Source organism: Pseudoalteromonas sp. NS-SX12, from assembly GCF_057367955.1.
Genome location: NZ_CM170634.1, coordinates 2,036,233 through 2,059,599, shown reverse-complemented (window position 1 = coordinate 2,059,599; position 23,367 = coordinate 2,036,233). Strand labels below are relative to the sequence as shown.

The window sequence follows — 23,367 nt, the reverse complement described above, 5'->3', positions numbered from 1 at the left end:
CGGCAAGGGGTAACTAAAGTAGCTAAAGCAAGCTTATGGCTCGCTTTAGCCGATTAAATTAAAGGGTTTGCCACACTGAGGCGGTACCTGGCTCATCGCCTTTGGTCCACCAGCGTGCTTGGTATTTTTGCGAGTTATGGCTAACAATATCGCCCGCCGAATACGCTTTTGAGCTTAACCACGCATCGTCAGTTGATTGTGAAAGCGATTGCCACGCATCGCTGCTATTTGGTTTTTCGCCTTGCACCCACCATTTGGCTTTATAAACCGTACCTAAGTAGCTAACTTTATCGCCGGCGTTATATGCTTTGCTGGCATCCCACGCAGGTACATCAGGGTTCGTTGCGGTATCGTTAACCGTTACCGTAAAGCTTGCTGGAGTGCTTAACTTGCCATCAGATACCGATACCTGAATCGTGAAGTTAGCGTTCGCTGAAACCTCAGGTGCATTAAGAGTGAGGTTTGGTCCGTCTACACTATAGGTGAACTCATTAGGCACAATGAACTGGTAACTAAGCGGGTCGTTTTCATCATCGAACGCATGCACGTGCACCAGTGTTTGTGAACCTTCGTCCATTACCACATCTGCCACAGGGTTAACATTCGGTGCGGTATTTTCTGATGCAGTAATCACCGACAGCGCAAAACTGTGATCGCTGGAGATTGCATATACCTGATTTGACGCCAAATTAACTTCGTCAAACACAATATCGCCACTGGCGTTTTTAACACCAATTTGCAATTCAGATGCGTAATCTAAATTAAGCTTAGCTGCCAGCTCACTTTGCCAAGTTGCTTGATTACTAGCGTTAACCGCAAACAACTGATTAACCACTTCAAGACCCGTTGCGTCAAACAAACGCACTTGAACTGTATCGCCAGCATTTGCGTTTTGACCTTGACGTACAAAGTAACCGAGCGGGAACCAGTCAACCGGTGTCACCGTGTCGCGCTCAATAATAATGTCGCTACAGTTGTAAAAACCTTCACCTACCACATCTACACGCTGCCAGCGGCTATAAAGCACTGCTTCACCGGCGCGTTCAGCAGGAATGGCAACGCTCATTTCATAGTAACGTTTACCATCAGGGTCTTTTACGAACTCAATATTGTCATGGCTTTGAATAAGCTCAATATTTTGCCAAGTCAGTGTATCGGTTGCAGGGTTAAAACCCGGCTTGGTTAAATAAAACTGCCAAAAGCTTGGGTTGTGCGGTGTGGTTGCGCGATAACGCACTTGAATTTCACCATTAGCGTTTGGCGTAACCACAGTTTTTTGCCAATGCGCTGACGGTAAATTCATACCGCGCTTTTCGTGACTACCCGCAGCGCACAAAGTACCGTCGGGCACATTTGCTTCAACCGCTGCTTGATTTAAGTAATCAGGCGTATTAACGGCAAACTCATGTTCTTGAATAAACTGCACATGGCCCGATTCTAAAAATGCAGCGCGACATGCCAAGTTTGGAATATTGCTGCCGTCTTCTGGCCACCAATACCCGCCTTGCGCTTGGCAAAATGCTTGTCGTGCTTTAGGACTATCCATATAACCGTGTGCGCTGGCATTAAACGGCGCTGCAATACATGCTAGTAGCACTGAACCAGAGAGCACGCTGATGTTAAATTTGGTATTCATAATCTTCTCCAAACAGTGAGGCGCATGGCCTCACATAGGTTGCGTTATAAAGTACACACACTATCCCAATCGGCAGATGTGCCAGGCTCAGTTGATGTCCACCACTTGGCTTTGTAAACCGCAGTAGATGCGCCATCAACCATTAAGTCACCGCCAGCAGCGTGTGACGGGTTGCCTGCCCAATCTGTTTGTGGGAAGTTTGGATAAACTGGAATATCAGCTACTGCAACACCTTCACATGTGTCGGTGTTGCCGCCGCCATCATTGCCACCACCGTTACCGGCTGTTGCATCTGGTAGATGTGGGTATTCAAATTTAGCAGCGTATTGCTTGCCATCTTTTTCAAATACAAGGTTCACTGGGCCAGTAATTGGCATGTAGTACATCACTTGTGCATTAATGGTTTCGCCCGGCGCGAACGACTTAGCAGCGCCGCCCCACTCGTTAACAAAGGTGATTGAGAAACGGTGGAACTCGTTTTCAAAGCCGCCAATGTTGTTGCCCGCTGCGTTTGAACGATTTACGTCAACTGCCATGCCGAGTTTTTCTTGCGCATTCCAGTTTGATTTGAAAATTGCCGATGTAGCCACTGGTACATCAAACGATACTTTTGCACCGCTCAAATCAATGTTTGAGTTGTTAGTAAAACTAAAGGTTGGCGCAATTGGGTAGTTGTCGTCACCAATTGGGAAGTCTTTCACTTCAAAGCTTACATCTACAGCTTCTGCTGGTACTTGGTGAGTTTTTTCACCTTTGTTGATGTCGTACTTAGAACCCGCTTGTGCAAACTTGTTGTAAGCAAGCGAGGTCATAGTAGAACCCATAAAGTACTCTTTCTTCACGCTGTCGTAGTCAAAGTCGCCAGCCAGCTCCCAGAACATAATACCGCCAAGGCCTTTGTTGATTACGTAATCAAGCTTAGTGCCCATTGACTCTTCATCTTCAATCGACAAGAACACGTTTTTATCAGCATTCCAAAGCCAAGGCGCTACTGCCACAGAATCATAATGACGAGTGTAAGTGCCCACTAGCTTATCAGTTGGATCATTCGCTGGATCTAAACCGTAAGCAGCAAGGTAACTTGGTAAAATGCCGTTTTGTAGGTTTTTAACATGCCATAACGGGTTGCTACCTGCAGGCATTTCATTACCGTTTTCGTCAAGATCATGCCACATGTTGTCGATGCCAACTGCACCGTTACCACATTTGTTTTTCTCGCCTACACCAGTACCTTTGGCACAATCAGCTTGGTTAGGTAACGCAGCACGCCCCCACAAACCGTTTTCGCCACCCGATACATCTTTAAAGCCACGGGTATAGTAAGGCACACCAATGTTAATGCGGCCTGCACTTAAACCACCGCGGAAATACGTCACTGCCCAGTCGGTATTTAAATAGCCAATGCCTTCAAACTCTTTGGTGCCATACACATTCCACTGCGCAAGCTCAGAGTCTAACCCTGTATCGTAAAGCGCTGCGTTATGACCCACGTGGTCGTTCCAAGCACCGTGCAAGTCGTAAGACATAATGTTTACGTAATCTAGGTACTTAGTTGTTTGGAAGGTTTCCATACCGCGTAATAAGTAACCTGATGACGGCGATGCGATGGTAAGCATGTAGTGTTTACCAGCTAACTCACCTGCTTTATCAAGCTCTTCACGTAGGGTTTTCATTAACACTTGGTAAGAGGCATTTAGCCCTGCACGGCGTGCATTTGAAATTGGGAAATCATCAGGGTGACCCGAATCATTCATTGATGATGGGTATTCATAATCAATATCAACCCCATCGAAACCGTACGTTTCAATAAACTCAACCGCACTTTTTGCAAACGCATTAATGCCCGCAGTGTTTACTGAGCCGTCTGCATTGGTTGTCATAGTGTAGAAACCACCGCTTGCAACACGGTTGCCGTTTGCGTCAAAGTAACCGCCCGTTTCTGCCCAACCACCTACAGAGATCAGTGTTTTAACGTCTGGATGGAGTTTTTTATATTTATTCAGTAAGTTGAAGTGACCTTTGTACGGCAGTGTTGGGTCCATTTCAGCACCTGCAACACCTGGCCATTCCATATTGGTAGCAGGGTTACCCGCCGCACTTGGATCGCCAATTGAAACCTTGTTATTGGCATCAACATGGGCAAACGCGTAGTTAATATGGGTGATTTTATCCCAAGGAATATCATCTACTAGGTAAGACGGTTGGCCATTGGCACCGTTGCGCCAACTGGTGAAATAACCAATGACACGACGTGGGTGATCGGCACCCATATCTTCACGGCCATCGGCATCGTAAATAGTACAATACGGCGTATTTACACCCGGTGTTTGGTACAAACCTTCCGGCTTACAGGCATCGCGGTCACCTGGCTGTGTAGTGCCATCAACAATACGGAAACTCAATGTTTGCGCATCAGATGTTGCGCCTTTGTCGTCGGTTGCAACAAGACTAAATTGCGTATTACCTGCGCTTGTTGCGGTAAAATTAAAACTGCCCGTTGCGCCAGAGATTTGCGCTACAGACGCGCCATCTTGAAACAATTCAAGACTTGTTACTGTGCCATCTTGATCGCTACCGCTCAAACTTAAGACAACGCTGTCATTTAAGTTCAGGGTATTTGAACTCGCATTGCTAGTAAGGCTTGCCGTTGGTGCATAGTTATCTGGCACTACTTCAGCCACAGTCACACTATTTGCAGGGGATGTTGTTTCAGCACCTTTATCATCGGTAGCGCGTACCGAAATTTGATGCTGCCCTTTCACTGCAAGCCAAGTTGTTGAATATGGCGCAGAGCTTAGTGTTGCAATCGCCACACCATCAACCAGTACTTCTAGTTTAACAACTGTGCCGTCAGAATCTGATGCTTGCGCCTCAATGACAACGCTGTCACCTTCAGTAAAAGAACTACCGCTCATAGGTGAAAAAACCTCTGCGATGGGTGATTCGTTTACTTGACCATCACTACACGCACCTAAGTTTTTCCACTCTTGATATTGCCCTGAATGGGTTACTGGATCGGCTTGTGTCCACCACTTCGCCTCATAAGCAATATTGGCTTTTTGCACTTGCTGCCCGCCAGTGTAAGCCACGCCTGATTGCCATTCGGCAATGTTTGTACAGTCCACTGCTGCATGGGCTGCCCACCCAGAAACAGCTAACGACAACACGCTCATTTTAAATAAACGCTTGCCTACTAATTTGTTACTCATACTTCCCCCTAATGGAATTTAGCTAACGTCTTTCGACTATTTATAACTAACACATGATTAACAATTAGTGAAATTGGAGCAATAACACTACTCCAGGAAAACAAAAACAAGATTAAACAAATTAAAACAATAAGTTAAATAAAAACAAACACCTTATTACTAGGAAAAATAAACTAGGACACAATCATTAGGAACCCCTATTAGGTACATTTGTAAAATATAAGTAAATTTAAGTTATCCCCTCTCAAGAACTGCTATTGCTTGCTTATAACCAAACTAATTAAAGCTATGCCTTTATGTTCTAGCGCATTTACGAATTTTCACAATTAAGTAAACGTTTTGACTAATACCTATAATAAAAGTAGGGACAAATTGCACAAAAATGATGCATTCTATGCAAGTTAAGTATTTTAAAAGGTGAGATTTTTACTATTTTTGAAAGTCAGCTGCTTAATTTTCAACGACGAAAAATGAAATAGTTACTCAAAAGATGGGTTAGGTAAAACGAATTGACTAAGATATTGCAGTGCAAATTTCTAAATATCGCATTGCTTTGCCTTTACTTCGCTAATGTGCTGCTTAAAATCTTCACGTGTCGTAACCGAAATCACTTTAGCGAGTCGTGTGTTAAATTCTTCAAGCTGGCTATCGGTAAATTTAACGTGGGTAAAGCCAGATAAAAATGCTTCCAGCTCACTAACATAACGTACATTCGGTGGAAGTTTTGTTTTAAAACTCGCTTTATCATGAAACAACACTAAGGATTCAACGCCATCAACAACGCCAAGTAATCGGCTGACTGCTAAGCAATGTTTATAGTTTTGCCTAAGCGGGTTCATAAATTGGGTTTTACGCCCTGTTAAAGTCTGCGTCCATTTCGCTTGGTGCTGACTACCGAATATATAACCACTGTAATTTTTGCTCTCAATTACAAACACGCCAACTGGTGAAACAATTAAATGATCAATTTCAGTAAGCTCATCATTATCGTTCGTTAGCAGCACACTTGTATAATGACTCACATTACTCGCCGCAGATAACACTTTGTTGTTAATAATCTTTTCAATTAAATCATTTACAACAACCTCTCCTTGCTGGCCACTTGAGTTGCCTGCATCATTAGCAACAATTTCGGCAATGGTATCTTTTAGTACAGAGCAAGACTTATCTGAAACGTTTGCAGCAGTTTTGGGGTTAATGTCTTCAGCTTTTCTTACAGGCAAGTTACTTACAACGGGTTCAATACGACCTGTTACTTTGTTAAGTAGTGATTTAGCAGCGCGTTTGGCAAACAGCACAATGATTGCTTTGAGAAAAGCAAAAAGAAACATAATGACTAAAACCCACGCACCTATTTTGAGCACTAAGCTCTGAATATTGTTGACTGGAACTGATGTTTTGGCTTGATGTGGTTTCGTTACAACGGCTTGATTTGATGGCTCTGTCAGTTTCTGCGGTTGTAACTTTGTAGCTGCATAAATAGGCGTAAGCTTTTCTGAGCTTTTGGTGCTACTTGTTTGATTAACCGTAGATGATTTGACGGGGTTAACACAGTGTCTGTCAACAGAGCGCTTTGCCGTTTTGTAATGCTGAGATTGCTTATTAAAGCTAAACTCTTTAACTTGATTTTGTAATAAAATACACGTTCCGTCGCTGTACTGTACTGCAGCAAATACGGATAAATTAGTAACTAATACAAGCAAGCATAAAATTCGTAATATCACTGTAAAATCCATTTTTCATTATTTTGTTGTAACTGTTATCGATAATCAGTTCGAGCACTATTTGTTGCCGGTATCAGTCCATGCCAAAAATGCCCCTTACTACTGGCAACCGTATCATAAGCCCAATCGGAAACAGCAAGAGACTTCGCTGCATCACAATAAAAGTAACTCTCTAATGCTTTAGTAATTTCTTTTTCATGAATCACGAGGTTTTGGTTAATCCACTCATCTTTAAACTTTGGTGCGGCAAGTAAATCACGCTTTGCGTTATTGCATTTACCATGAGCTAACACAAAGTTGTGTCCTAGATCGTGAGCATAGCGGGCAAAAGGTATAAAATGGTCAACTTGTTTGCTATTACCAAGTGGCTTATTACAGTAAAAACAGTTGCCCTTTTGTATTTCAAAAAGAACTGGCACAGCCTTGGCTAAACTTTGGCGATCACAACCAAATAAAAAATCATACAACTGGCTTTGCGCACCAATAATATGTTGATTTTGCTTTATACTTTGAATTTTTAACAACCATGCATTTCTGGCAAGATGAACCACTAAATCATAAAAACGCCTAAAGCAATTCGCAATTCCAGGGTTGAGTGTAATAAACGTTTTGCCTTTCACATGCGGATATAAAAAGCATTCATCCACTTTCGATAGTTTTTGTAACCGCCATAAAGGGCCCTCTTTTAAAGTTTGCAACGTGGCTTTTTGTATCGAGTGCCAATATTGACTTTGTTTTAATGCATTTAGCGTACGAATATTTTTAGATTGGCAATAGTTTAGTTCGCTGATCACCTTAGATTGCTTACCCGCGTTTTGCAGCAATAAATCATTCGTTCCAGTTGTGCCTGCAAAGGGCGTGGCATGGTGCCAATACAGTTCTATAAACTTATCAACTAAGCTATCAAACTTGATACAAAGGCTCGCTCGTTCATCGTCTAGCGGATATTCAACTGCACAATCCGCTAATGCGTGTAATAACGCATACTTGTATGTTGCACTAAAGTCGCCCTCAACAAGAAGGCGTTGTATGTAGTTAATAAAGCCTAACTGTAATTGCAGGTTTGACGTCTGGTAGTTAGTAGTATTTGCAGTAGGACTATTCACACTGCACCTTTGATTATTAATGTATTCAACCAAGTGGTACTTTGTGTCGTTGAGCGCCTGTCTTGGCTGTTCCAGATTGATGAAATTGTCAGGCTAGGAATGTCTTTTACTATTTTGCTTAATATTGTTTCGTTAAGGTCGGTGAATCGTCTGCCATTTTCTTCTCTTTGTACAATTGATGGTTCGCCATATTTGAACGAGATATACAACACACCACTTGATTTAAGCGCAACTGCCAAACGTGAAAATACGCTGTTTAATTCGTCAAAAGGAACATGTAATAAACTCGCACAACACCAAATTGCGTCATAACAATTTACTTCATCAATTTCTTGAAACGTTTTATGCAGCACTGGAATGCCAGTATGTTCTGTAGCGAGTAATGCCAACTTTTCACTCGCATCCATAGCGGTCACTTGGAAGCCCAATGATTTAAATACTTTGCTATCGCGACCACTACCGCAGCCAGCATCAAGAATATGCCCATGAGTAATTACTTTACTTAGAAATTTGTCATAAACAGGCTGCATATCAACATCTCTAGTTGATAGGAAATATTCAGTTGCATGTGTGTTGTAGTATTGAGAATTGACGTCTGTCATTGATGGGCTCAAATGCTTACCGCTCCATGGTTACAATAGTCAAAAATGTAACAAAAACCCTTGATGAAAAACAAGTTTTTATTTAAGTAACCCTTTAATTTAATTATATGTTTTCAATATGGAAACACATATTTGTTAGTTTGTTATTACTATTTCTCAAATGATAAGGATTATTAGGAATTTAGGTATTACGTGTTATTACCAAAATTATGAAAGTAGATATATGGAGAACGGTACAACTAGTAAGGAAAGTGAGGTAGTAAAAGCCTCTTTGCTGAGGCTTTTAGGCTAAGTTTTTGTTTAGTGTTTGTTCTCGGCCAATATGGTTTCAATATAATCGGTCAGCTCACCTTTAAACTCAGCACGTTGAATGGCGTATTCTATATTGGCTTTAATAAAGCCAAGCTTATTGCCGCAATCGTGAGTTTTGCCCACTAGCTGGTATGCCTCTAACCCTGTTTGGTCTAATAACGTATAAAGCGCATCGGTTAGCTGAATTTCATCGCCAGCACCCGGTGGGGTTTTGGCTAAAATTGGCCAAATGCTTTCAGAAAGTACATAGCGGCCTGTAATGGCAAGGTTTGAAGGGGCTTCTTCGCGTGGTGGTTTTTCAACCATGCCGATAATTTTAGCGGTTTCGCCCGCACACAGGGTTTGGTTGTCTAAATCTACCACGCCATAGCTTTGTACCTGTGCCATATCTACTGGGTTTACCATTATTTGGTTAATGCCTGTTTCGTTGTAGTTACTAACCATTTTTGCGAGGTTTTCTACGCCCAAGTCTGAGTGGTATTTATCAATAATGACATCGGGCAAAATTACCGCAAATGGCTCTTCGCCAATTACCGAACGCGCACATAAAATGGCATGCCCTAGCCCTTTTGCCTCAGCTTGGCGCACCGAAATCATGGTAATGCCTTTGGGGTTAATGCTTTTAACTTCTTGTAAGAGCGAGCGTTTAACCCGCGACTCTAGCTGCGCCTCTAACTCAAAACTGGTATCAAAATGGTTTTCGATGGAGTTTTTACTAGCATGGGTTACTAACACAATTTCTTTAATGCCAGCAGCGGCCGCTTCTTCCACCACATATTGAATAAGTGGTTTATCTACCAAGGTTAGCATTTCTTTTGGAATGGCTTTGGTTGCTGGCAGCATACGTGTGCCAAGGCCTGCAACGGGGATCACCGCTTTGGTTACTTTTTTCATTATTATACTCCCTTACGTATATTGGTTAGCCAAATTGTTTGATATGGCAACAGCGCAAACTCGCTGTTTAAATCGTTAATTTGCTGATCTGTGAGTAAGTCGTACCAGTGTTCTGTTTCAATTAAATTAAGCTCGTTTAAACGAAGCGATACTGGCTTATTAGTAATATTAGCAATACAAAAGATACTTTGACTGCGATTCATACATTGTCGCCACACACCAAATAGTTCTGGCCCAAGTTGCAACACAAATTGTGTGGCATTAGGGTGAAAGGCATTTTGCTGTTTTCTTATTGCTAGCAAGGTTTTTAGGCCACTCAATACTTTGCTGTGATGGCTGTACGGATTGGCAAGTTGCTCATTTAACAATTCGCTTTGCCAGCGGTGGCGGTTAATCGCGCGGTTATGATGGGTGTTATTGTATTTTTCATAGTCGTTTTCGGTGCCAAGCAAACTATGAATATAAATACCGGGAATGCCTTCTAGGCTCATCATAATGCTGTGGGCGCAAATAAACCGCTGGTATTGATGCTTATCGGGCCCATCGATTGTGCCTTTAAGTGCATCATACAAGGCAATGTTCATTTCGTAGGGTTTTTGGCTGCCGTCTTCCCCTGTACGCCACGAAATAAGCCCGCCAAAGTTTTGCATGGTGTTAACCATAGTGCCGATTTCGCTTTCGCTCAGTAAACCTTCGGCTGGCCTTAAACCAATGCCATCGTGCGATGCAATAAAATTAAAATAGCAGGTGCCATTTTGTGCGGGAGGCATGCGCATTAACCAGTGTTTTAACGCTTGGCAATCGCCTGAAATCAAGCTGTAAATTAGTAACGGCGGCAGCGAAAAGTTATAAATGGCATGGGCTTCGTTAGCATTACCAAAATACGCTAAGTTTTGAATATTCGGGATGTTGGTTTCGGTAATTATGATGGCGTTTTCATTGGCGCATTCAATCAGGGTGCGTAACAGCCTTACTACCTCATGGGTTTGCGGTAAGTTAATGCAACTTGTACCTATTTCTTTCCATAAAAAGGCGATAGCATCTAAGCGGAAGATTCTCACGCCCGCATCTAGGTATTGTTTAATAATACCCACAAAGGCAATAAGCACCTCTGGGTTTGAAAAGTCTAAATCTACTTGATCATGACTAAAGGTGCACCACACAAACTGCTCGCCTTGTTTGGTGGTAACTGGTTTTAATAAGGGCGATGTGCGCGGCCTAACCACTTTATCAAGCGGGTCGCTTGGCGATGCAATAAAAAAGTAATTGTGGCCTGTGCCCTCGCCTTTTATAAAGTTTTCAAACCAAACGGAGCGCGCTGAGCAGTGGTTAATCACTAAATCGGCCATTAGTTTGTAGCGCTCGCTTATGGCGCTAATGTCTTGCCAATCACCCAGTGATTCATTCACGCTGGAATAATCCAGCACAGAAAAACCATCGTCTGAGCTGTACGGAAAAAACGGCAAAATATGTACGCCACTTAGCTCATTACTTAAATGGCTATCAATAAACTGTTTTAAAGTTACCAGTGGTTTTTCACTGTCGCTTACTATGCTGTCACCATAAGTGATCATCACAATATCCGATTCATTCCAGCGGTTTAAAAAAGGCGTTGGCCCTTGCGCGTTTTCACTTAACGCCATTTGGGTTAAAAGCTTATCGGCAATGGCATCAACTGAATCTTTTATTGCGACCCCTTCATAAATTACTTGCAGTTGCTTAAGCAGTTTTTCTTTTAATGGATAGGTCATCAGCTTACCTTTTTGCGCAGTTTTGCTGAAAATTCGAGGTAATCTTCTTCTACCGCCTCTTCTAAGCGCGAAAGCACATCGGGCATGGCGCTAATTACGCGGTTCCACGATGGAATAAACGGCGTTTCCATGGGTTTTTCTAAAAACGACTGCCCTGCTGCCATAATGTTTTTAGCGAACATTTCGACTGATTTTTCTTCGGTGTGAATATCCACTTTAAGGCCGTTGATAATCGCATCGTTTTTATAGGTTTCGATGTAATCAAGCGCAATGCGGTAATAAGTAGCTTTTATGGTACGCATGGTTTCGGTGTTTAGAGTGTAGCCTTGAGTGGCAAGTTTTCGAAAAAATGCTTTGGTTATGTCTATCGACATTTTTGATAAGCCACCTTCGCTATTGTGTAGCGATAAGTCTTGATGTTTGTGGTCGTACACGTTGGCAATATCTACTTGGCATAAACGGTTTGATGCATAGTTGCGCTGCATTTCTGACAGTACGCCAATCTCTAACCCCCAGTCGCTAGGAATGCGAATATCGTTTAGCACATCTTGTCTAAATGAAAACTCACCCGAGAGCGAATAACGGTAGCTATCCATATAATCTAGGTAGTCGTTATGACCCATCACGCGTTTAAGCGCCTTTAAAAGCGGCGTAACAAGCAAACGCGCTACGCGACCATTAAGTTTGCCATCGGAATATCGGGCGTAATACCCTTTGCAAAACTCGTAGTTAAATTGTGGGTGCGCCACAGGGTAAATTAAGCGAGCAAGTAAGCTGCGATCGTAGGTTAAAATATCGCAATCATGCAGTGCGATAGATTCGGCCTCTTTGGTGGCAAGCGCATACCCCATGCAATACCACACGTTGCGGCCTTTACCCATTTCGGTCGGCGCTACACCAAGCGCTTGTAATTCAGCGTCGAGCTGTTTTAATCGTGGGCCATCATTCCATAAAATTTGATGCGGTTGCCCTAAGTATTTAAAAAACTCAATGGCTTTACAAAACTCATCTTCGGTCGCTCTATCTAGGCCAATTATCACTTGCGATAAATACGGCACTTCACTTAAATGCTCAACAATTTTAGGTAGCGCTTCGCCTTCAAGCTCGCTGTAAAGCGACGGTAAAATAAGCCCCATAGGCCGCGTTTTTGAAAACTCAACCAGTTCGCTTTCTAACTCTTCCACGCCTCGATTTGTTAAGTTGTGCAGAGTGGTTACAATGCCATTTTGGTAAAAATCAGCCATAGTGTTTCTCCTTTAGAGGGTGGTTAGGGATCGATTTAATGCGTTCAATATGATGGTTATCAAGCTCGCTAATTAGTTGCATCATCACCTCGTGCCAGCCAGTTGGCCCAGGCATAGTTGAGCGCATAACGCCTTTTGAACGCTCAAGTGTAATAAACGGGTGAGTCATTGATTTGATTTGTACTGCAATATCGGCTTGCTCTAACATGGCGCTGTCGTTTTCGCTATCGCCTAGTGCCACACTCAGCCAATCTCCCGGCAATTCGTGCTTGATTAGGTTAAACAACCAATTCAATGCAACGCCTTTACTTTCGTCGCCACACACATGCAAAAAGCGCCCACCTTCAATAATGGTTGCGCCATTTTCACGCATACGTTTTATAAATGCCTTTTTTTGACAAGCATCACCTAACCAATGCAGCGGCTCTGAGTAGTGACGTAGTTTGGCTTTTTCGGCGTCTTTTTCACTTAGGCCTGTTAGCTCTGCCAATTCGCTATTAGTCATTTGCGCAAAGCCTTTGTATAGATGGGCAAAATCATTTGCGTATTGTTTTAGTTGGTTTAACCAAAAGCTGCGCGGCTGACCAAATTCTTTTATGTAAAACTCGCCGAATTCAATTAAGCCAACGGGATCAATTAAATATTCTTTCAACCACTTTTTGGGTAAAAATACGGCAGCGCCATTTTCCACAATAAACGGAGTACCTAGTCCTAACTGGGTGCGAATGGCGATAATTTCTTTAAAGGTTTTACTGGTACACGGAATAATGGGAAAGCCCAGTTCGTAGCATAAAAATACACTCACTTTTGCAGGCTGAAACTCATAGCTGTAATGATCTAATAAGGTGCCGTCCAGATCGGTAAATACCGCGAGTTTTTCAGGAAAGCATAACTGTTTAAAACGCCCTGTTACGTTAACAATTTTGCGTGTTTCATTTAGGTGTAAAGTGATGTCGGTGGTTTGGCTAAAATCAACTAAACCAACTCGGGTGAGCCTTTCAAAAAACAGTACAAAGCGCTCTATTTCTTGTTCGCTCATTATTTTATTGGCTGGCAGTTTATCTTGTTGCAAGCGCAGCTTGGCTTCTTGCTCTTTGCGCCACTGTGCTACTACATCAAAACTAGGTGCTTTTAGCATAATCCAGCGGTCTACCCGCTTGAACACATTTTGGTAAACACCACTTAGCTGATTATTTACGTATTCACGCCATGTGCCGTTTGGGTCCTCATTGGCTTCAAGCGCATTTATCGGTGTTTTTAGAGCATCTTGTGGCTCTGCGTTAAGCCCTACGCACCACCCCTCTAAAATAATCACATCGGGCGCTGATGTAACTTTGGTCCATTTATCTGATGGAAACGGATTGTCTGTGGCTTTATTAAAACGACGAATAAACAAAGGGCGTTTTAGCGTTTTACGCGTAAGCGCTGCTAAGTCGTGATCTAGCTGCTCAATTTTGTGGGTACCCGGTACACCGCGTGTACCAAGTAAAGGATGAATATGTGTGGCGAGTTCTTCGCGCTCAGATGCAGATAAGTAATAATCATCCAGCGAAATCGACACCACATTTAAGCCAAAGTACATGCGTAGATATTGATTTAAAAAGTCCGTGAGTGTGCTTTTGCCCGACCCTTGGCAACCATTTATACCAATCACCAATGGCTGTTTTGTTCTATTTTGGTGCAGTGCGATTTGTTCTGCGATTGGCGCGTACCAAGTTTTTATTGTTTTTTTAACTTCCTGAGAAAGCGCATGTTTTTCTAAAAATTTAGTCAGGAACTTGGTAGAGAGTGCTTGCACCATATTAATGCATCCTTTGAACGTTTTAATAAACTATCTAATAATATGTCAAGGAATGTGCCAAAACATACCACCTGCAGTTTGGCTTAAATAATATAAAGGCTTTCGTAATTGAAATTCCGAACTAATAAAGATGTACTTGTTAGCGTTATTGTTACGGTTTATACGTTCCATAACACAAACAAAGTGCTAAAAAGTAAGGTATTTGGTTAATCTTTAAATCACTTAATACTTGGTATTTAATGTAAAAATAAAATTCAGATAATAAAAACAACAGGCTGAAAATGAAGAATGTAATCGTAGCTGGCGTCGGTATGACACAGTTTTGTAAACCTGGCCAACAAGAGCCGTATCGCGTAATGGCTGCAAACGCTATTAGATTGGCACTTACTGACGCTGGCGTTAATGTAAGCCAAATCGAACAAGGCTATGCAGCCTATATTTATGGCGATAGTACCTGTGGGCAGCATGCGTTTTATGATGTTGCGCAAACCGGTATTCCTATCATTAATGTTAATAATAATTGCTCAAGTGGTTCAACAGCGCTCTATGCTGCAAGGCAGGCTATATTGTCTGGTGAGGTTGAGTGTGTTGTGGCTTTTGGCTTTGAGGAAATGCAACCTGGTGCGCTCGGCTCACATTGGTCTGATAGGGAAAACCCGTTTGATAGAGCCAATGCAGTGTATGATAAATTTGGTATTGCAAAAGCGCCGATTGCACTACGCGCATTTGGTGCAGCCGGAAAACATTATATGGAAAAATATAATGTCACTAGCGAGCTTTATGCAAAAGTGGCCGTAAAATCACGAAGTCATGCTATACATAACCCTTATTCATTGTTTTCAACACCACTTAGCGTAGAAAGTGTGCTTAATGACAAAATAATTTTTGATGATTATATGACGCGCACTATGGCTTGCCCGCCTACCTGCGGCGCTGCAGCTGCTATTCTGTGTAGTGATGCTTTTGCTAAAAAACATAATATTAAACATGGGGTGAAAATTATTGGCCAAGCCATGGCAACCGACACTGAAGAGTCATGGCAAGATCCTATTCTTTCGGTTGGGGCTGATATGACTAAACGCGCTGCCAATAAAGCCTTTAACCTAGCGGGTGTTTCACCTCAAGATGTTGATGTAATTGAATTACATGATTGCTTTACCACCAATGAAGTAATTAATTATGAAGCGCTTGGACTGTGTGAAGAAGGTGAAGCAATAAAGCTGATTTCAGACGGCGACAATACTTACGGAGGTAAGTTTGTGATTGGACCATCTGGTGGTTTGATGTCAAAAGGCCACCCCATTGGTGCAACTGGCATAGCGCAATGTGTTGAATTATGCTGGCATTTACGAGGCCAAGCAGGAAAAAGACAAGTTGAAGGCGCAAGGTTTGCGTTACAGCATAATGTTGGCTTAGGTGGCGCTGTGGTAGTTACCCTGTATCAAAAGTAGTTTTGAATTCTGATAGATATATCTAATACATATAAAAATAGCGCCAAAAGGCGCTATTTTTCAAAACATAAAATGCTTTCTAAATTAGAACGGCATTTTGAAGCCTGGAGGCATCTGCATACCGCCCGTTACTGTAGCCATTTTCTCAGCTGAGCCTTCTTCTACGCGACGTACTGCGTCGTTGATTGCTGCTGCAACTAGATCTTCGATCATTTCTTTGTCATCTTCCATTAATGACTCATCAATGTCGATGCGACGAACATTGTGGCTACCTAGCATAGTTACTTTCACAAGGCCTGCGCCTGCTTCGCCAACTACTTCCATATTTTTGATTTCTTCTTGGGCTTTTTGCATGCGCTCTTGCATTTGCTGCGCTTGCTTCATCATGTTACCCATTCCGCCTTTAAACATAATTTTTCTCTCTTTTAATGCATGGCAGCGAGGCTACCAACAGAATTATAATGCCTTTATTGTACCTTCATCTAGCTCTGCGTCAAAGTGTGTCATGAGCTGAGTGATAATTGGGTCGTTTTTAATGGTGTGCACCGCTTGTTGATGACGAAATGCATCAATTTTTTGCTGAATTTTAAACGGTGTTTGTTCTACCACATCGTTAAAATTAATAATTAATTCAACGTGCGTATTTAGTAAATTTGACAGTGCTTGTTGCAACTGTTCACGCAGCATAGGTGAGTCGAGGTGTCGCTGTTCACTGTCAACCAGTAAGCTCACTTCAGCCCCATTTTGCTGATAAATACTGTGCAGAGCAAATTGACGCACGCGACCACCGAGTCCCATGGTTTCAATTTTATTTGCCCAATCATCTTGCTGATGAGCAAAACGCTCTTGTGAAATTGGGCTTTCAAAGCCTTCAATAACTTGAGGCTCTGGGGCAGGTGCTTCCTCTTGCTTTGGCTCTGGCGTTAATTGTTCAATTAACTCAGGTGCCACATGCTGAGTTTCTCCGCGGTATTTTTCAAGTGGGCTTTGCTTTGGTTTTGCAAAGTTTTCGCCCCTTTGCTGGGGCTCAGTCTTTTTTATTGACGTTTCGCTACCGTCCGGTTGAATAAGTGAACCCGAGCCCGACACATTGCGGCGCGCTAAAATTTTCGCGATTGCTTCGGCTTCGTTATTAAAATTTTGCTCAAAGCTTGGCTGAGGTGACTCTTCTACTGGTGGCTGTTCATTTACCACCTGCTCAAGCATTTGCAGTGGCTCTGGTGCACTATCGAACTGTTGCTGTTGCTGTTGCTGTTGCTGTTGCTGTTGCTGTTGCTGTTGCTGTTGCTGTTGCTGTTGCTGTTGCTGTTGCTGTTGCTGTTGCTGTTGCTGTTGCTGTTGCTGTTGCTGTTGCTGTTGCTGTTGCTGTTGCTGTTGCTGTTGCTGTTGCTGTTGCTGTTGCTGTTGCTGTTGCTGTTGCTGTTGCTGTTGCTGTTGCTGTTGCTGTTGCTCAAACATTTCAGGCGCTGGCGATTGCGCTGTCAACTGCTCAGCTTGTGCAAGTACGTCATCCATTTGCTGATTTACTTGCTGCTCTAATTGTTCTTGAGATGGTTGTTCTTGTGAATGTTGTTCCTGAGATTGCACTGGTGCAGTCTGTACCTGTGGTGCGGGAACTTCTGTTGCAGGAGCAAGCGGTGCTGGTTTTTCTACTACAGGTTGAACAGGCTCAGGTTGAGGCTGCGTTACCTGTTTATTATCGAGAGCTTCTTTTTGTTTTTTTAATTGTTCTTTAAGAGAAACACGCGCGCTTGGCGTTGCTTGTTGAGCTTGTGGCTGTGTTTGCGCTGATTGGTTTTGCTGCGCCGGTGCTTGTGCCTGCATTTGTGCAGGTTCAAACGCCAGTAACTTTAACATCACCATTTCAAAGCCAAGTTGCTCGGTTGGCGCAAGCATTAAATCTTTTTTACCGTTTAGTAGGAGCTGGTAATACACCTGTATTTCACGGGTATCTGCTTCATTTGCCAGTTCACTAATAAAATCAGCATATTGGTCGCTCAGTTGCGCAGCACTTGGCACCAACTTAGACACGAGTATTAAATGACATAGCTTAATTAAGTCATCGAGTACTGCACCATAGTTGCCATTTTGTAAGCCCAATTTTGCGCTTAGCTCTAATAAGCTATCTCCATCGCTGGCCATGGCCGCAATCAATAAACTTTGTGCCCAAGTAATATCCATTAAACCAAGCATTTGTTTGGTTGCTTGATGGCTAATATTACCGTTAGTTTGAGCGATGGCTTGGTCAGTTAAACTCAGTGCATCGCGCATACTGCCTTTGGCACTTTGTGCCAATTGCTTAAGCGCTTCTGGTTCAAAACCCAGTCGCTCTTGCTGCAAAATATGCGTTAGTTGTGTTTCAATTTCATTTTCCGACAATGCGGCCAAATTAAATTGCAAACAACGCGATAAAATAGTGACGGGTAATTTTTGCGGATCGGTCGTAGCTAGTAAAAACTTAACGTGCTCTGGTGGCTCTTCTAGTGTTTTTAATAGTGCATTAAAACTGTGTTTAGAGAGCATGTGCACTTCATCGATGAGGTACACTTTATAACGGCCACGCGTGGGCGCGTATTGCACGTTATCGAGAATTTCGCGCGTATCTTCTACTTTGGTACGCGACGCTGCATCGATTTCAATTAGGTCGATAAAACGGCCCTGCTCGATATCAACACAGGCATTACAGCTGCCACAAGGCTGACTTGTAATGCCTGATTCGCAGTTTAAGCTTTTTGCAAAAATTCTGGCAATAGTGGTTTTACCTACACCACGTGTACCGGTAAATAAGTAAGCATGGTGCAAACGGTTTTGATCAAGCGCGTTTACTAATGCTTGTTTAACGTGTTGCTGCCCAACTAACTGATGAAAGTTTTGTGGACGCCACTTTCTTGCCAGAACTTGATAGCTCATTTACTCGCCTTCAAACTCAACTAATTTAAGTATGTTTAAACCTAGGCCGTCTAGGCGCGCTTCACCGCCTAGTTCTGGCAATGAAATAACAAATGCTGCGTCGGTTGCGTTACCACCGAGTTTTTCAACCAATTTAACGGTTGCCTCGATAGTGCCGCCAGTTGCTAATAAGTCGTCTACTAGCAATACTTTATCGCCCGCTTTAATTGCATCTTTATGAATTTCAAGGGTATCTTCACCGTATTCAAGTTGATACGACTGCGATACCGTTTCGCGTGGCAGTTTGCCTGGCTTACGCACTGGGACAAATGGAATGCCTAATTCAAGTGCAAGCGGTGCCCCAAAAATGAAGCCGCGAGATTCAGTACCAATAATTACATCAAATTCTTGGTTTTTGTATTTTTCTACCAGTGCTTTTTGCACGGTTTGGAACGCTTTAGGCTCAGCTAATAAGCTAGTAATATCGCGGAACATAATGCCTGGTTTTGGATAATCTGGCACAGTCGCAATGCTGTTTTTTACTAGTTCTAGGTCTGAAACTGACAAAGTCATGGTTTTCCCCAATATTTTAATTACAGGTCATTATACAAAGTTTGAAACAAAAAACCTCCGCTTCGCATAATTAATCGAGCCCTTTCGATTATCTATTGCACAACGGGGTATTACAGAAACAACAAAGGCCGATAAATCGGCCTAAAATCACAAAATATGTGGAAGGTATGGTATTAAGCGCTTAGTAGCGTCGCCCAACCTAGAATTGCATTTAAACAACCAATACCTGCAAATACAACTAGGAAACCAATAAAGTATTTTGCATTGAACGGGTCTTTAAAATCACCTTTGTGCGCCATCATTACCTCTACATCTTAAGCACGAAAAATCGCCGCATATAATAGTAGAAGTTGATCTAGATCAAAAGTGTTATTTTGTGACCAATACTGCTTTTTGTGCTAAATCGTTAAGTGTAGTGATTAAACCTGTTTCTAGCGTAGCTGGATCAAACTGGGGTAACAGTTGCTGCATTGTGTCGCGTACTGCACTAAATTTAATGCCTGGCGTTGACTCAATTAATTGTACTAAGTGCGCGGTTATCGCATTAATGGCAACGAACTGAATATCATCATCACCGTCGCGATAAATAACCAAATGATTACCTTCTTCAAGTGTCGATAGCTCGGAATTCTCGCTTGATGCGAATTGCACGGGGTAAGCATAACTTACACGCCACGCAAGCGATGAAAAATAAAGTGGTTGCGTTTGGATATCGGAAACAGCCCTTTCATTTGGATCTTGATCTGCGATTGAAAGTGCCAATTCAACCCACTCGTAGTGCGCAAGTTCCAGCATATATTCTGGGTCGGTCACTGTACGCGTATATTCATTTGATACAAACGCCAAAAACTCTTCAGAAATTTGCAAAAAGTAAGGTGATTTACAATCATGTTGGCTAAAAAACTTACGTACTAATACCAGCCACTCTTGTTCGCTATAAAGCGACTGAAGTACCGGAAACGCAGAACTGACAAAGCCTTCAACATTGTTAAAGAAAAGCTCTCGGTAAATTGCTAAGCGACGATCTTCAATATCGGGGAACTGGTGATTTTCAGGATCGCGAATATGCTGCATAAAGGCATTTTGGGTAGCTTGAAAACTCATTAAGCTGTTTCTCGCTTAATATTCTCTGCCTGAATTGCGGCAATAGTATCAACTTCACCTAATAATTTGGGCATCGCTGGAATGTTAAAATCACGCTCTAACAAGGTCGGGAATACGCCATGAATTTGATACGCCTCGCGTAGCAATTGCCAAACAGGGTCTATTACATCTGCGCCATGGGTATCAACAATTAAATCATCCGCTTCATTATAATGCCCGGCGATATGGCCGTAGCTAATGCGTTTGGTAGGAAGCCCTTTTAAAAATTCGCTGGCACTGTAACCATGATTTACGGCATTAACATAAATATTATTTACATCGAGTAATAACTCGCAGTTGGCTTCTTCTAAAACCAAGTTAGTGAAGTCTAATTCAGACATTTGCTGCCCGGGCGCTGCGTAATACGATACGTTTTCCATCGCGATAGGCATTTCAAGGATATCTTGCACCGTACGAATGCGCTCTGCGACATAACGGGCTGCTTCTTCACTAAATGGAATTGGCATCAGATCATACATATGCCCTGTACCCGAGCAATAACTTAAATGTTCGCTGTAGGCTTTAATATTATGTTGTTTAAAGAAGACTTTAAGATCTTTAACAAAATCAATATCAAGTGGCTCAGGTGAACCGATTGAAAGGGATAATCCGTGGCACACAAAATTATGTTGTTCGGTTAATTGCTTAAACTTTTTGCCTAATGCGCCACCTAAGATCAACCAGTTTTCAGGCGCAACTTCTAAAAAATCGATTTGTTTTGGGTAGTCTTCGATTAATGGATCAAGCATTTCACGTCGTAGACCAAGTCCTACCATTCCAAAATTGTGTTTATTCACCGCCCCTCCAAACATATTTATTCTTTAATTAACTAAAAGGCCAGCTAAGCTGGCCTTTTGACTAGTTAGCCTGAAATAGGGTTAACTAATTACTTGTGGCCGCCGCACTTGCCTTCGCCACACTTACCTTCTTTTTTAGCTTTTTTGTCGCCGCCACATTTACCTTCGCCGCACTTGCCTTCTTTTTTAGCTTTTTTGTCGCCGCCGCATTTACCTTCGCCACACTTGCCTTCTTTTTTAGCTTTGTGGTCGCCACCGCATTTACCTTCGCCGCACTTGCCTTCTTTTTTAGCTTTTTTGTCGCCGCCGCATTTACCCTCGCCACACTTGCCTTCTTTTTTAGCTTTGTGGTCGCCGCCGCATTTGCCTTCGCCGCACTTACCTTCTTTTTTAGCTTTTTTGTCGCCGCCGCACTTACCTTCACCACACTTGCCTTCTTTTTCAGCTTTTTTGTCGCCGCCGCATTTACCTTCACCACATTTGCCTTCGCCAGCGTCAAGCATATAACCAGATTGCATTGCGGTAACTTGGAAAGGGTTAGCGTTTGCCGCTGTAGAAACTAGGCTTGATGCACCAATTACTGCTGCACCTACTGTTAAAGCTACTGAATTTTTATTAAGTGTTTTCATAGTTGTCTCGTTTTACGTTTACTTGATTGTTTAAAATGACCTAGCTTTTAAAAATATTCTTTCAAATAAATTTAAATTTTTTTGATCAATTCGTTTTGTAAATCTCATTATGGTACAGCTAACCCATTGAGCAATATCAGTTTAGCCTTGTAATAAAAAAAATAATAGTGTTTCGCTCATAAGCTCGTTAAAATCGCCGCCGAGATAGCTATTACACGGGTTACAATGAAACTGATTTTGGCACCGATGGAAGGTGTTGTTGACTTCCATATGCGACAATTGCTCACCGATATTGGTGGATTTGACCTGTGTGTTACTGAATTTATCCGTGTTGTTGATGCATTATTACCTGCTCGTGTATTTCATCGATACTGCCCTGAGTTAAACAATCAGGGAAAAACCCAATCTGGCACCCCTGTGCGCATACAATTACTGGGACAACACGCAAATGTGCTTGCAGAAAATGCACAGCGTGCAGTTGAACTTGGTTCTCACGGCGTTGACTTGAATTTTGGCTGTCCTGCAAAAACAGTTAATAAAAGTAAAGGCGGTGCAGTACTACTCAAAGAACCAGAGCAAATTTACCAAATCGTAAAAGCTGTGCGAGATGCGGTGCCTGTGGATGATGAGGTATCAGCTAAGGTTCGCCTTGGTTTTGATGACTGCTCTCAAAGCCAAGAAGTTTTTGATGCTGTTTGCAGTGCCGGCGCCTCAAGTATCGCGATTCATGCAAGAACAAAACGTGACGGCTACCGCCCTCCTGCGTATTGGGAAAAAATAAAACCACTCAAAACCACCTCTGATATCAATGTGGTTGCCAACGGTGAGGTGTGGAATTTTGACCATTATAGATTGTGCCAACAACGCAGTGGCTGTGATGATGTGATGCTAGGTCGTGGTGCGTTGGCAAAGCCCGATCTGGCAGCTGAAATTGTCAGCAAGCGCAATGGCGAACATTACACTGCATTATCGTGGCAGCAAATACTACACCATATAATTGACTCATCAATGCATTGTGATGGCGGTAACAGTGAACGTTACTTCGCCAGTCGTACAAAACAATGGCTTGGCTATTTAAAACTACAATACACCGAAGCAAACCTCTTTTTTGAAGAAATAAAACGCCTTAAATCGAGTCAAGAAGTGCTCGATAAAATTTTACAGGCGAGTAACAAAGTTACTACTTGTTGATTCATATCATATCGCGCGTTTATCAAGTCCCTATAATTCAATATTGCACCCTTAGGTGCTAGGAATAAAAAGGGGAATGAGAATGACCGTGTCACTTGAGTTATTCAAACGTAGGCTTGAAGTAGAGTTGGAAGCGTTACGCAAAGAGGTAATTGAACATTATGGACAAGTTCAGCCCGCAATTGTTAATGACTTACATGCTATTAACTATAGCGATTGGCCAGATTTTCTGGAACAGCACTTTCTATTAAATCATGAACCTAAACTGAGTCGTTTAATTCAGTTGGAGGCGGCAATTGCGCAATTTGAAATTGGCCAATATGGCTATTGTGCAGACTGTGAAGAACCTATTGAGTTGGAGTTACTCGATAACGACCCAGCAACACAACGCTGTAAAGCATGTTCCCATTAGGCA

General features: G+C 42.5%; 19 protein-coding genes. 3 read left to right on the top strand and 16 right to left on the bottom strand.

Going from position 1 to position 23,367, the window contains the following annotated elements; genetic code table 11:
* Nucleotides 1-58: 58 nt before the first annotated feature.
* From AC2IOM_RS09525 to AC2IOM_RS09485, 9 genes are all read right to left on the bottom strand, one after another.
* Complete coding sequence (locus tag AC2IOM_RS09525) at nt 59-1,636, bottom strand: lytic polysaccharide monooxygenase (RefSeq protein ID WP_486358217.1); 1,578 nt, start codon at nt 1,634-1,636, stop codon at nt 59-61.
* 44 nt (nt 1,637-1,680) lie between these two features.
* On the bottom strand, nt 1,681-4,845 hold the full coding sequence (locus AC2IOM_RS09520) for a glycosyl hydrolase family 18 protein (RefSeq protein ID WP_486358216.1): 3,165 nt from the start codon (nt 4,843-4,845) through the stop codon (nt 1,681-1,683).
* A gap of 536 nt (nt 4,846-5,381) precedes the next feature.
* The gene (locus tag AC2IOM_RS09515; protein WP_486358215.1) at nt 5,382-6,569 is read right to left on the bottom strand and encodes a nuclease-related domain-containing protein; all 1,188 of its coding nucleotides are present in this window, start codon (nt 6,567-6,569) and stop codon (nt 5,382-5,384) included.
* Between the two features lie 35 nt (nt 6,570-6,604).
* Nucleotides 6,605-7,675, bottom strand: a complete 1,071-nt coding sequence (locus AC2IOM_RS09510) for an HNH endonuclease (RefSeq protein WP_486358214.1) — start codon at nt 7,673-7,675, stop codon at nt 6,605-6,607.
* Nucleotides 7,672-8,277, bottom strand: a complete 606-nt coding sequence (locus AC2IOM_RS09505; RefSeq protein ID WP_486358213.1) for a class I SAM-dependent methyltransferase — start codon at nt 8,275-8,277, stop codon at nt 7,672-7,674. The genes AC2IOM_RS09510 and AC2IOM_RS09505 overlap by 4 nt, the downstream gene beginning before the upstream one ends.
* A 300-nt stretch (nt 8,278-8,577) precedes the next feature.
* Nucleotides 8,578-9,483 (bottom strand): UTP--glucose-1-phosphate uridylyltransferase GalU, encoded by a 906-nt coding sequence (gene galU, locus AC2IOM_RS09500; protein WP_486358212.1) that lies wholly within the window; start codon nt 9,481-9,483, stop codon nt 8,578-8,580.
* Between the two features lie 2 nt (nt 9,484-9,485).
* A complete protein-coding gene (locus tag AC2IOM_RS09495) occupies nt 9,486-11,234 on the bottom strand; it encodes a sugar phosphorylase (RefSeq protein ID WP_486358211.1) in 1,749 nt (582 codons plus the stop codon).
* Complete coding sequence (locus AC2IOM_RS09490; protein ID WP_336435232.1) at nt 11,234-12,478, bottom strand: glycosyltransferase family protein; 1,245 nt, start codon at nt 12,476-12,478, stop codon at nt 11,234-11,236. The genes AC2IOM_RS09495 and AC2IOM_RS09490 overlap by 1 nt, the downstream gene beginning before the upstream one ends.
* Nucleotides 12,471-14,279 (bottom strand): HAD-IIB family hydrolase, encoded by a 1,809-nt coding sequence (locus AC2IOM_RS09485; protein ID WP_486358210.1) that lies wholly within the window; start codon nt 14,277-14,279, stop codon nt 12,471-12,473. The genes AC2IOM_RS09490 and AC2IOM_RS09485 overlap by 8 nt, the downstream gene beginning before the upstream one ends.
* A 281-nt stretch (nt 14,280-14,560) precedes the next feature.
* On the opposite strand from AC2IOM_RS09485, the gene AC2IOM_RS09480 reads away from it, so the two are divergent.
* Nucleotides 14,561-15,730 carry a lipid-transfer protein gene (locus tag AC2IOM_RS09480; RefSeq protein WP_486358209.1) on the top strand — a complete coding sequence of 390 codons (1,170 nt, stop codon included), beginning with the start codon at nt 14,561-14,563 and terminating at the stop codon, nt 15,728-15,730.
* A gap of 84 nt (nt 15,731-15,814) precedes the next feature.
* Here AC2IOM_RS09480 and AC2IOM_RS09475 read toward each other — a convergent pair whose 3' ends face one another.
* The 7 genes from AC2IOM_RS09475 to AC2IOM_RS09445 all read right to left on the bottom strand — a co-directional run bounded on the left by AC2IOM_RS09475 (nt 15,815) and on the right by AC2IOM_RS09445 (nt 21,761).
* Nucleotides 15,815-16,141 carry a YbaB/EbfC family nucleoid-associated protein gene (locus AC2IOM_RS09475; protein ID WP_010559766.1) on the bottom strand — a complete coding sequence of 109 codons (327 nt, stop codon included), beginning with the start codon at nt 16,139-16,141 and terminating at the stop codon, nt 15,815-15,817.
* Between the two features lie 45 nt (nt 16,142-16,186).
* On the bottom strand, nt 16,187-18,640 hold the full coding sequence (dnaX, locus tag AC2IOM_RS09470) for a DNA polymerase III subunit gamma/tau (RefSeq protein ID WP_486358208.1): 2,454 nt from the start codon (nt 18,638-18,640) through the stop codon (nt 16,187-16,189).
* Nucleotides 18,641-19,192 (bottom strand): adenine phosphoribosyltransferase, encoded by a 552-nt coding sequence (gene apt / locus AC2IOM_RS09465; RefSeq protein WP_010559764.1) that lies wholly within the window; start codon nt 19,190-19,192, stop codon nt 18,641-18,643.
* Nucleotides 19,193-19,365: 173 nt separating this feature from the next.
* Nucleotides 19,366-19,494 carry a hypothetical protein gene (locus AC2IOM_RS09460; protein ID WP_021033034.1) on the bottom strand — a complete coding sequence of 43 codons (129 nt, stop codon included), beginning with the start codon at nt 19,492-19,494 and terminating at the stop codon, nt 19,366-19,368.
* 67 nt (nt 19,495-19,561) lie between these two features.
* A complete protein-coding gene (locus AC2IOM_RS09455; protein ID WP_486358207.1) occupies nt 19,562-20,296 on the bottom strand; it encodes an HvfC family RiPP maturation protein in 735 nt (244 codons plus the stop codon).
* Nucleotides 20,296-21,147 carry an HvfB family MNIO-type RiPP peptide maturase gene (locus AC2IOM_RS09450; protein ID WP_486358206.1) on the bottom strand — a complete coding sequence of 284 codons (852 nt, stop codon included), beginning with the start codon at nt 21,145-21,147 and terminating at the stop codon, nt 20,296-20,298. The genes AC2IOM_RS09455 and AC2IOM_RS09450 overlap by 1 nt, the downstream gene beginning before the upstream one ends.
* A 74-nt stretch (nt 21,148-21,221) precedes the next feature.
* Nucleotides 21,222-21,761, bottom strand: coding sequence for an HvfA family oxazolone/thioamide-modified RiPP metallophore (locus AC2IOM_RS09445; RefSeq protein ID WP_100913691.1), 540 nt, complete (start codon nt 21,759-21,761; stop codon nt 21,222-21,224).
* Between the two features lie 225 nt (nt 21,762-21,986).
* Here AC2IOM_RS09445 and AC2IOM_RS09440 point away from each other — a divergent pair, with 225 nt between their 5' ends.
* Both AC2IOM_RS09440 and AC2IOM_RS09435 read left to right on the top strand, forming a co-directional pair.
* The gene (locus AC2IOM_RS09440) at nt 21,987-22,952 is read left to right on the top strand and encodes a tRNA-dihydrouridine synthase (protein WP_486358205.1); all 966 of its coding nucleotides are present in this window, start codon (nt 21,987-21,989) and stop codon (nt 22,950-22,952) included.
* A gap of 82 nt (nt 22,953-23,034) precedes the next feature.
* Nucleotides 23,035-23,364 carry a TraR/DksA family transcriptional regulator gene (locus AC2IOM_RS09435; protein WP_010559758.1) on the top strand — a complete coding sequence of 110 codons (330 nt, stop codon included), beginning with the start codon at nt 23,035-23,037 and terminating at the stop codon, nt 23,362-23,364.
* Nucleotides 23,365-23,367 lie beyond the last annotated feature (3 nt).

Excerpts from the sequence above, each read along its gene's own strand:
- AC2IOM_RS09445 (WP_100913691.1), bottom strand. The coding sequence starts at position 21,761 with ATGAAAACACTTAATAAAAATTCAGTAGCTTTAACAGTAGGTGCAGCA.
- AC2IOM_RS09450 (WP_486358206.1), bottom strand. The coding sequence starts at position 21,147 with ATGTTTGGAGGGGCGGTGAATAAACACAATTTTGGAATGGTAGGACTT.
- galU (WP_486358212.1), bottom strand. The coding sequence starts at position 9,483 with ATGAAAAAAGTAACCAAAGCGGTGATCCCCGTTGCAGGCCTTGGCACA.
- AC2IOM_RS09435 (WP_010559758.1), top strand. The coding sequence starts at position 23,035 with ATGACCGTGTCACTTGAGTTATTCAAACGTAGGCTTGAAGTAGAGTTG.
- AC2IOM_RS09480 (WP_486358209.1), top strand. The coding sequence starts at position 14,561 with ATGAAGAATGTAATCGTAGCTGGCGTCGGTATGACACAGTTTTGTAAA.
- AC2IOM_RS09525 (WP_486358217.1), bottom strand. The coding sequence starts at position 1,636 with ATGAATACCAAATTTAACATCAGCGTGCTCTCTGGTTCAGTGCTACTA.
- AC2IOM_RS09495 (WP_486358211.1), bottom strand. The coding sequence starts at position 11,234 with ATGACCTATCCATTAAAAGAAAAACTGCTTAAGCAACTGCAAGTAATT.
- apt (WP_010559764.1), bottom strand. The coding sequence starts at position 19,192 with ATGACTTTGTCAGTTTCAGACCTAGAACTAGTAAAAAACAGCATTGCG.
- AC2IOM_RS09475 (WP_010559766.1), bottom strand. The coding sequence starts at position 16,141 with ATGTTTAAAGGCGGAATGGGTAACATGATGAAGCAAGCGCAGCAAATG.
- AC2IOM_RS09520 (WP_486358216.1), bottom strand. The coding sequence starts at position 4,845 with ATGAGTAACAAATTAGTAGGCAAGCGTTTATTTAAAATGAGCGTGTTG.
- AC2IOM_RS09440 (WP_486358205.1), top strand. The coding sequence starts at position 21,987 with ATGAAACTGATTTTGGCACCGATGGAAGGTGTTGTTGACTTCCATATG.
- AC2IOM_RS09505 (WP_486358213.1), bottom strand. The coding sequence starts at position 8,277 with ATGACAGACGTCAATTCTCAATACTACAACACACATGCAACTGAATAT.
- AC2IOM_RS09490 (WP_336435232.1), bottom strand. The coding sequence starts at position 12,478 with ATGGCTGATTTTTACCAAAATGGCATTGTAACCACTCTGCACAACTTA.
- AC2IOM_RS09455 (WP_486358207.1), bottom strand. The coding sequence starts at position 20,296 with ATGAGTTTTCAAGCTACCCAAAATGCCTTTATGCAGCATATTCGCGAT.
- dnaX (WP_486358208.1), bottom strand. The coding sequence starts at position 18,640 with ATGAGCTATCAAGTTCTGGCAAGAAAGTGGCGTCCACAAAACTTTCAT.
- AC2IOM_RS09485 (WP_486358210.1), bottom strand. The coding sequence starts at position 14,279 with ATGGTGCAAGCACTCTCTACCAAGTTCCTGACTAAATTTTTAGAAAAA.
- AC2IOM_RS09460 (WP_021033034.1), bottom strand. The coding sequence starts at position 19,494 with ATGATGGCGCACAAAGGTGATTTTAAAGACCCGTTCAATGCAAAATAC.